Annotated in this window: 1 protein-coding gene; it reads right to left on the bottom strand. The window is 75.5% G+C overall.

Features of this window, described 5'->3' with window-relative positions; translation table 11 throughout:
* Positions 1–55: 55 nt before the first annotated feature.
* Positions 56–9325, bottom strand: a complete 9270-nt coding sequence (locus ACIQOU_RS04285) for a type I polyketide synthase (RefSeq protein ID WP_401533751.1) — start codon at positions 9323–9325, stop codon at positions 56–58.
* Positions 9326–9329 lie beyond the last annotated feature (4 nt).

The following is a 9329-nucleotide window of genomic DNA, read 5'->3' as shown; positions in this document are numbered from 1 at the left end:
TGCGGGTGCTTCCGGAGGGGGCGGATCTGCCGGGCCCGAGCGGGCCCGGGTGGGGTCAGATCTGCTGGTCGAGGTAGGCGAACATCTCCTCGTCGGAGTCGAACGACGGCTGCGCCTGCCCGGCGGACCCCGCCGGTCCGGCGGCCCCGTCGGCGGTGTCGGGCCCGGTCGCGGGGGTGTCGAGCCCGGCGAGGGTCTGCCGCAGGACGCGGACGAGGCCCTCGCGGACGGCGTCGTCCGCGCCGGCCTGCCCGGCCGCGCCGCGCAGCGCCTTCTCCAGCTCGTCCAGGGTCAGCACCCCGGCGGCCGGGCGGGCGGGTGCCTCGGCGGCGAGCTTGTCGTGGAGGTGGGCGGAGAGCTGTGCGGGCGTCGGGTAGTCGAAGACGACCGTGGTGGGCAGCCGCAGGCCGGTCAGGGCGGCGATCCGGTTGCGCAGTTCGACGGAGGTCAGCGAGTCGAAGCCCAGCTCGGTGAAGGCGCGGTCCAGGGCGACGGCGGAGTCGGCGCCGTAGCCGAGGGTGCCGGCGACGAGGGTGCGCACGGCGTCGGTGACCCGCTGGCGTGCGGCGTCCTGGTCGAGCCCGGCGAGGGTGTCCGCGAAGCTCTGGCCGCTCGCGGCGGCGGTCGGCGCGGATTCGGCGGCGCGGCGGCGGACCCGCACGAGTCCGCGCAGCGGGGCGGGCAGTTCGTCGCCCCGGGCGGCGCGGGCGCGCAGGGCGCCGAGGTCCCACGGGGAGGCGACGACGGCCGGTTCGGGTCCGGCCATCGCCGCGTCGAGCAGCGCGAGCCCCTCCTCGGTGGCCAGGGCGAGGGCGCCCGCGGTGGCGAGGCGGGCCTTCTCGGCGGCGCCGAGGTGTCCGGTCATGCCGCTCTCCTGGTCCCACAGCCCCCAGGCGATGGAGGTGGCGGCGAGCCCGGCGCGGGCCCGGCGCTCGGCGAGGGCGTCCAACGCGGCGTTGGCGGCGGCGTAGTTGGCCTGTCCGGCGTTGCCGATGATCCCGGCGATGGAGGAGAACAGCACGAAGTGGGTCAGGTCGTGATCGGCGGTCAGCTCGTGCAGGGCCCGCGCGCCCTCGGTCTTGGGCCGCAGCACCTTCTCCAGGCGTTCCGGGGTGAGCTGGGCGAGGACGCCGTCGTCGATGACGCCGGCCGCGTGCACGACGGCGGTCAGGGGGTGCCCGGCCGGCAGTGCCGTGAGGAGCTTGGCCAGGGCGTCCCGGTCCGCGATGTCACAGGCGGCGACGGTCACCTCGGCGCCCAACTCCTCCAGTTCCGCCTGGAGTTCGGGCATGCCGTCGGCGGCGGAGCCGCGCCTGCCGACGAGCAGCAGGTGCCGGGCGCCATGCTCGGTGACGAGGTGCCGGGCGACGAGGCCGCCGAGGGTGCCGGTGGCGCCGGTGATCAGGGCGGTGCCGTCGGGGTTGAGGGGGCGGGGCAGGGTGAGGACGACCTTGCCGGTGTGCCGGGCCTGGCTCAGGTACCGCAGGGCCTCGGGCGCCCGCCGCAGGTCCCAGGTGGTGACCGGCGTCGGCGTGAACTCGCCCTCGCTGAAGAGCCGCAGCACCTCGGTGAGCATCCGGCCCCGGTGCTCGGCCGCCAACTCCTGCACGTCGAAGGCGTCGTAGGCCACGCCGGGATGGTGTGCGGCGACCTCGTCGGCGTCGCGGATGTCGGTCTTGCCCATCTCCACGAACCGCCCCCCGTCCCCGAGGAGTCGAAGCGACGCGTCGACGAACTCACCGGCCAGCGAGTCGAGGACGACGTCCACCTTCGGGAACCGCCGCTCGAACTCCAGGTCACGCGAGTTCGCGATGTGCGCGTCGTCCAGGCCGAGTCCACGCAACGTGTCCCACTTGCCGGGGCTCGCCGTCCCGAACACCTCGGCACCGAGATGCCGGGCGACCTGCACGGCCGCCATGCCCACACCACCGGCGGCGGCATGGATCAGCACCTTCTCCCCCGCCTTCAGCCCGGCCAGGTCGATGAGCGCGTAGTGGGCGGTCACCCAGGCCAGCGGCACGGCGGCGGCCTGTACGAAGGACCAGCCCTCGGGGATGCGGACCAGGTCACGGCCGTCGACGACGGAGACCGGGGCGAAGCCGCTGCCCTGGACGGTGATGCCCGCGACGCGGTCGCCGACGGTCAGGTGGGTGACCTCGGAGCCGACGTCGGTGACGACACCGGCGGCCTCCCAGCCGAGCCCGGCGGTGTACTCCATCCGCCCGAGGGTGATCATCACGTCGCGGAAGTTCAGCCCGGCGGCCCGCGTCTCGAACCGCACCTCGTGCGCGCCGAGCGGCCGGTCGGTCGCGTCGCACGGCACCAGCGCGACGGCGTCCAGGGAGCCGCCGCCCTCGGGTGCCTCAAGGCGCCACAGCGGGGTGTCGGGCAGGGCGAGCGCCGCGCTGTCCTTGGCGAGCCGGGGCACGTACAACTCCCCTCCCCGCACCGCGAGTTGCGGTTCCCCGGTGGCGAGGGCGGCCGCGAGGGTCCCTTCCGCGTCGGGGGTGTCGAGGTCGACGAGGGTGAACCGTCCCGGGTTCTCCGACTGCGCGGTCCGCAACAGCCCCCAGACGGAGGCCTGTTCGGGATCGGCGGGCCGCGACTCCAGCCCGGTCGCCGCCGCGTCCCGGGTGAGGACCGTCAACGGCAGCCCGTCGTACGGCTCTTCGGTCAGCCAGCGGCGGACGACGGTGAGGGTGTTCCCCAGGGAGCCCGCGCGCAGCAGCACCCGCTCCGGGCGTGCTCCCCCGTTCAGGGACCCGGCGAGGGCGTCGAGGTCGTCGGGGCCGTCGAGGGTGACCAGGCCGGTGAGGGCGGCGGCCGGGGTCGTGGGGAGCTTCTCCCAGGCGACCCGGTGGAGGTGGGGCACGGGGCCCGCGGTGGCCGTGGGCAGGGCGCGCACCCTCAGCCGTTCGGCGGTGAGGACCGGGGTGCCGGCGGTGTCGGCGGCCTGGATGGCGAGGGTGTCGGGGCCGTCGGGGGCGAGGCGGACGCGCAGGGCGGTGGCACCGGTCGCGGCGAGCGTGACGCCCTGGAACGCGAACGGCAGCCGCAGTCCGCCGTCCGGGTCGGCGGCGACGTAGGGGTGCAGGGCCGCGTCCAGCAGCACGGGGTGCAGGCCGAAGCCGTCGGCGGTGAGCCCCTCGGTGAGGGCGACCTCGGCGAACGTCTCCTCGCCGCGCCGCCAGATCCGCCCCGCGGCCTGGAAGGCGGGCCCGTACTCGTAGCCGGTCTCGGCGAGCCGGTCGTAGGAGAAGTCGGCCGGGCTCGCGTCGGCCGGGGGCCAGGCGGTGGCCCAGTCGTAGGCGGTGGCCGGGGCGGCGTCGGCGTCGGCGTCGGCGTCGGTGACGGTGGCGGAGGCGTTGCGGACCCACTCCCCGTCGGTGTCGGTGCGGGAGTGCACCTGGACGGCGCCGTCCTGGGCGGCGACCTGGAGATGCAGGGCGCCGTCCTCGGGCAGGATCAACGGGGCCTCGAACGTCAGCTCCTCGACACGGGCGAGGCCGAGGTGGTCGGCGGCGTCCAGGACGAGGTCGAGGACGGCGGTGCCGGGCACGACGAGGCGGCCGCCCATCCGGTGGTCCGCGAGCCAGGGCAGGTCCGCGAGGGTGAGCCGCCCGGTGGCGACGGTGCCGTTGCCGTCGGCGCGCTCGATGCGGGCCCGCAGCAGGGGGTGCCCGGCGGGGCTGAGTCCGGCCGGGCCGACGTCGGCCGTATGGTCCTCGGTGACCCAGGCGCGCCGGTTGTCGAAGGCGTACGTCGGCAGGTCGATCCGGCGTCCGCCGGGGGCGAGGGCGGCGAGGTCGACGGGGACGCCCGCGCAGTGGGCCTCCGCGAGCGCGGCGCGCAGGGCGTCGGCCTCGTCCAGGTCCCGGCGGTGCAACGGCGTGACGGCGGCCGGGGCGGTCAGGCACTCCTGGGTCATCGCGGCGAGCACGGCGCGCGGGCCGACCTCGACGTAGGCGGTGGTGCGGCGCTCCTCCAGTTCGGTGACCAGGGAGCGGAACATCACCGTGCGGCGGACCTGCTCCAGCCAGTACGCCGGTTCGTGCCAGCCCACCTCGACGGTGCCGATCAGATCGGGGACGTAGGACAACTGCGGCTCGTGGAAGGCGAGTTCGTCGAGGACGGCGGCGAAGTCGGTGACCATCGGCTCCATCAGGGGCGAGTGGAAGGCGTGCGAGACGGTCAGCCGCTTCACCCGCCGCCCCCGCTCACGCCAGCTCTCGGCCACCGCGAGAACGGCGCTCTCGTCGCCCGAAATGACCACGCTGGACGGGCCGTTGACGGCGCCGACACCCCACAGGTGTTCCTGCCCCGCGAGTCCGGCGAGCACCTCCTCGTGGGACGCGCCGACGGCGACCATCGCGCCGGGCGCCTCCAGGGCCTGCATGAGGCGGCCCCGGGCGGTGACGAGGCGGGCGGCGTCAGCGAGGTTCCACACCCCGGCGACGTGCGCGGCGGCGATCGCGCCGACCGAGTGCCCGGCGACCTCGTCGGGGTGCGCTCCGAGGGACTCCAGCAGGCGGAACGCGGCGACCTGGTAGGCGAAGAGCGCGGGCTGCGTGTAGGCGGTCGTGTCGAGGAGCGCGGCGTCTCCGGTGCCGGACTCGGCCCACATGATCTGCTTCAGCGGGCGGTCGAGGTGGGCGTCGAGCGCGGTGAGCGTCTCGTCGAGGGCGGCGGCGAACACCGGGAACGCGGCGTGCAGTTCACGTCCCATGCCGGGGCGCTGGCCGCCCTGTCCGGTGAAGAGGAACGCGGTCTGGGCGGCGGCCCGGGCGGTGCCGGTGGCGGCGTTCGCCGCGAAGCCCCGCTCGCGCAGGTCGGCAAGCCCGGCGAGGAGGTCGGCGCGGGTGCGGCCGAGCAGGACGGCGCGGTGGTCGAGGCGGGCGCGGGTGGTGGCGAGGGAGTGGGCGACGTCCAGCGGGCGCAGCTCCGGGTCGGCGGTGAGCCGGTCGTGCAGGCGGGCGGCCTGGGCGCGCAGGGAGGTCTCGGTGGCGGCGCTGAGCGGCCAGGCCAGCGGGGTGTCGTCGACCGGTTCCACCGTCAACTCGGGCTCGGCCGGGGGCTGTTCGATGATGATGTGGGCGTTGGTGCCGCTGATGCCGAACGAGGAGATCGCCGCCCGGCGCGGCCGGTCCACCTCGGGCCACGCCCGGGGTGCGGCGAGCGGGACGACGGTACCGGCGCTCCAGTCGACGTGCGGGCTCGGCTCGGTGAAGTGGAGGATGCCGGGCAGGGTGCCGTGGCGCATCGCGTGGATCACCTTGATGATGCCGGCGGCGCCCGAAGCGGCCTGCGTGTGACCGATGTTGGACTTCACCGAGCCGATCAGCAGCGGCCGGTCCGCCGGACGCCCCGGACCGTAGGTCGCGATGAGCGCCTCGGCCTCGACCGGGTCGCCGAGCGAGGTGCCGGTGCCGTGCGCCTCGACGACGTCGATGTCGGCGGGGCCGAGCCCGGCGACGGCGAGGGCGCGGCGCACGACCTTCTCCTGGGCGGGGCCGTTGGGGGCGGTGAGGCCGTTGCTGGCGCCGTCGTGGTTGACGGCGGTGCCGCGCACCACGGCCAGCACGGTGTGGCCGAGGCGGCGGGCGGCGGAGAGGCGTTCGACGACGAGCATGCCGACGCCCTCGGCGAAGGCGGTGCCGTCGGCGGTGGCCGAGAACGGCTTGCAGCGGCCGTCGGGCGACAGCCCCTTCTGCCGGCTGAACTCGACGAACGTGCCCGGCCGGGACATCAGGGTGACGCCGCCCGCGAGCGCGAGGGAGCACTCGCCGCGCTTGAGGGCCTCGACGGCCAGGTGCAGGGCCACCCCGGAGGACGAGCAGGCGGTGTCGATGGACATCGCGGGCCCGTTGAAGCCGAAGGTGTAGGCGATCCGCCCGGAGGCGACGCTGAGGTGGGCGCCGGTCAGGAGGTGACCGTCGGTGCCGGGGGCGGGCCGGTCCTGGCGGGGTCCGTAGTCACCGACCATGAGACCGGCGAACACGCCGGTGTCGGAGCCGCGCAGCCCGGCCGGGTCGATCCCGGCGCGCTCCAGCGCCTCCCAGGAGGTCGCGAGCAGCAGCCGTTGCTGCGGGTCCATGGCCTGGGCCTCGCGGGGGCTGACGCCGAAGAACGGCGCGTCGAACTCGTCGGCGTCGTGCAGGAATCCGCCGCGGTGGACGTAACTGGTGCCGGAGCCCTCCCCGGACAGCGCCTCCAGGTCCCAGCCCCGGTTGGTGGGGAACTCGCTGGTGCAGTCGATGTGTTCGTCGACCACCCGCCACAGGTCCTCGGGGGAGGCGATGCCACCCGGGTAACGGCAGGCCATGCCGACGATGACGACGGGGTCGTCCGCGTCGGCGCGGGCGCGCGGCGCGGGGGTCGCCGGGGTGCGCGGGGCGCCGTCGAGCCGGTCACCCAGCTCCTGGGCGAGCCGCTGGGGGGTGGGGAAGTCGTAGGTGAGGGAGGCGGGCAGGGTGAGTCCGGTCGCGGCGGCGATCCGGCGCCGCAGCTCCAGCGCGCCCAGCGAGTCGAGGCCCAGTTCCCTGAACGGCAGCCCGGCGTCGGTGACTTCGGTGCCGCTGACCCCGCCGACGGTGTCGGTGATCAGCCGCAGCAGCTCCCGCGCCGGACGCCTCGGGGTGCGCTGCTCGGCCTGCGGTGCGGCGAATTCGGCGTCCAGCCAGTGCCGTTCGCGCTGGAAGGCGTAGGTCGGCAGCGCGGTGGTGCGGGTGCCGGGGGCGAGGAGGGTGCGGTCGACGGGGGCGCCGTGGACGTAGGCCTCGGCGAGGGCGCGGGTGAAGCGGGCGGTGCCGCCCTCGTCGCGGCGCAGGGTGCCGACGGCGGCGGCGGTGCGGCCGGTGGCCTCGGCGGCCTGCTCGACGGCGTCCAGGAGGACGGGGTGGCTGCCGCACTCGACGAACACGGCGCAGCCCTGCCCGAGGGCGGTGTCGAGGGCGTGGGTCAGGTCGACGGTCTCGCGCAGGTTGGCGTACCAGTAGGCGGCGTCCAGGCCGGTGGTGTCGAGGAGTTCGCCGGTGACCGTGGAGACGAACGGGATCGTGGTCGCGCGGGGGCGGACCGGGGCCAGCGCGGTGAGGAGTTCTTCGCGGACCTCCTCGACGAGGGCGCAGTGCGAGGCGTACCCGATGGGCAGCAGCCGGGTGCGGTGTCCTTGGCTCTCCAACTCCTCGGCGAACGCGGTGAGTCGGGTGACCGGTCCGGCCAGGACGGTGGAGCGGGGGCCGTTGACGACGGCGACCGACACCCCGTCCGGCAGTCGCAGCCCCGCGCGGGGCACGGCGACCGCCAGCATGCCGGCGCCCCGGCCCGCCAGTTGGCCGACGATCCGGGCGCGTTGGGCGACGACGAGGGCGCCGTCCGCCAGGCTGAGGGCGCCGGTGACGGTGGCGGCGGCGATCTCGCCCTGGGAGTGGCCGACGACCAGGTCGGGGGTGACGCCGTAGGACTCCCAGAGCGCGGCGAGGGAGACCATCACGGCCCAGAGCGCGGGCTGCACGATCTCCAGCCGGTCGAGGCCGGGCGCGTCGTCGGGTGCGGTGCCCTGGAGGATCGCGAGCAGGTCGTGCTCCAGGTGCGGGGCGAGGGCCGCGCAGCACTCCCGCAGCCGGGCCGCGAACACCGGTGCGGTGTGCAGGAGTTCGCGGGCCATGCCGGGCCACTCGGTGCCCTGCCCGGGGAACAGGAAGGCGGTGCGGCCGGGGGTGGCGGTGCCGGTGACGACGTTGTCGTGCGGCTCCCCCCGCCCGAGCGCGCCGAGGGCGTCCGGGTCGCCGCCGAGGACCACCGCACGCCGCTCGAACTCGGCCCGGGTACGGACGAGAGAGGCGGCGACGGCGGCCGGGGCGATGTCCTGACGGTCCGTCAAGTGATCGGCCAGGGCGGCTGCTTGAGCCTGAAGGGCGGGCGCGGACCGGGCGCTGAGAATCCAGGGAGCGGCGGCCCCCTCGGAGACCGAGGCCTCCTCGACGGCGTCGGAGTCCTCGGTGCCACCGGGCTCCCCGGCCACACCGGCACCCGGGTCCGGCAACTCGGCCAGGACCAGGTGGCAGTTGGTGCCGCCCATGCCGAACGAGCTGACGCCCGCGACGAGTCGGCGGCCCGGCGCGGGCCAGTCCTGGGCGTGGTCGGCGACGGCGAGGCCGAGGTCGGTGAGCGGGATGTCGGGGTGCGGAGTGCGGTGGTGGAGGGTCGGGGCGATCCGGCGATGGTGGATGCTGAGGACCACCTTGAGGAGGCCCGCGACACCGGCGGCGCCTTCCAGATGGCCGATGTTGGTCTTCGCCGAGCCGACCAGCAACCGTGCCTCGTCGGCGCGCCCGGCGCCGAGGGCAGCGCCGAGGGCGGCGGCCTCGACCGGGTCGCCGACGGGGGTGCCGGTGCCGTGGAGTTCGAGGTACTGGACGTCGTCGGGGGTGATCCCGGCGCGGGCGCAGGCGGTGCGGATGACGTCCCGCTGGGCGTCCGCGTCCGGCACGGTGAGCCCGGCGCCGCCGCCGTCGTTGTTGACGGCGCCGCCGAGGATGACGCTGAGCACCGGGTCGCCCGCGGCGAGCGCGGCGGACAGCGGCTTGAGGACGACGACGGCGCCGCCCTCGCCGCGCACATAGCCGTTGGCGCGGGCGTCGAAGACATGGCAGCGCCCGTCGGGCGAGAGCGCCCCGAACCGGCCGATGGTGTCGGTGGTCTCCGGCAGCAGCGCCAGGTTGACGCCGCCCGCGAGCGCCACCTCGGTCTCGCCCCGGCGCAGGCTCTCGCAGGCCGCGTGCACGGCGACCAGCGAGGACGACTGACCGGTGTCCACGGTCAGGCTCGGCCCGCGCAGCCCCAGTTGGTAGGAGACCCGGCCCGCGATGACCCCGCGCTGGGTGCCGGGGAGTTCATAGGCGGAGCCGGTGGCGTGCCGGTCGTGCAGCACGGCGTAGTCGTCGCCGTTGGCGCCGATGAACACGCCGGTCGCCGACGACCGCAGCCGTTCCGGGACGATCCGGGCGTCCTCCAGGGCCTGCCAGGCGAGTTCGAGGATCAGCCGGTGCTGCGGGTCCATCGCGGCCGCCTCGTAGGGCGGGATGTCGAAGAACCCGGCGTCGAAGCCGGCCACGTCGTCGATCAGCCCGGCCCTGCGGTACCCGGCGGCGGTCCCGGCGGGCCAGCGCTCCTCGGGCACGTCGACGACGGCGTCCCGGCCCGTACTGAGCAACTCCCAGTAGGCGGCGGGGTCATGGGCGCCGGGCAGGCGGCAGGAGACGCCGACGACGGCGATGGGTTCGTAGGGGGAGGCGGCGTCGGCCGACGGGTTCGCTGCGTTCATGGGT

This window comes from Streptomyces sp. NPDC091279, from assembly GCF_044757465.1.
Taxonomy (GTDB): domain Bacteria; phylum Actinomycetota; class Actinomycetes; order Streptomycetales; family Streptomycetaceae; genus Streptomyces.
This window is presented reverse-complemented; position numbering and strand designations above follow the sequence as displayed.

Excerpts from the sequence above, each read along its gene's own strand:
- ACIQOU_RS04285 (WP_401533751.1), bottom strand. The coding sequence starts at position 9,325 with ATGAACGCAGCGAACCCGTCGGCCGACGCCGCCTCCCCCTACGAACCC.